This window comes from Aquitalea sp. ASV15 (assembly GCF_016429115.1).
In the GTDB taxonomy this organism is placed as follows: Bacteria; Pseudomonadota; Gammaproteobacteria; order Burkholderiales; family Chromobacteriaceae; genus Aquitalea; species Aquitalea magnusonii.
The window spans coordinates 1-255 of record NZ_JAELTZ010000242.1 but is presented as its reverse complement, the minus strand read 5'-3'; the positions used below and the strand labels follow the sequence as shown (position 1 = coordinate 255).

At 60.4% G+C, this 255-nt stretch carries 1 pseudogene; it reads right to left on the bottom strand.

The features are described from left to right. Positions 1-255 (bottom strand): annotated as a pseudogene (locus JHD64_RS21745) (IclR family transcriptional regulator); the annotation flags it as partial.

The following is a 255-nucleotide window of genomic DNA, read 5'->3' as shown; positions in this document are numbered from 1 at the left end:
TGGCCGAACAATGTGCTGGCACGCGAGAGCCAGGATGCAGGTAAAAACGCAATGGGGCCGGCGTTTCCACCCGGTCCAGATACAGGACTTCGCTGCCTGACAGTGCCGTGATATTGCAGCTTTCTCCTACCTCGTCCACCAACTGCCGCAGCACGGCATGCCGCGCTCCATGCACCGTGTTGTTCAACAGCAGGTTTTCCGCCAGACGGCGCAGCCGCAAGCCTGTGCTGTAGTGACGACCATCGCCATCACGCT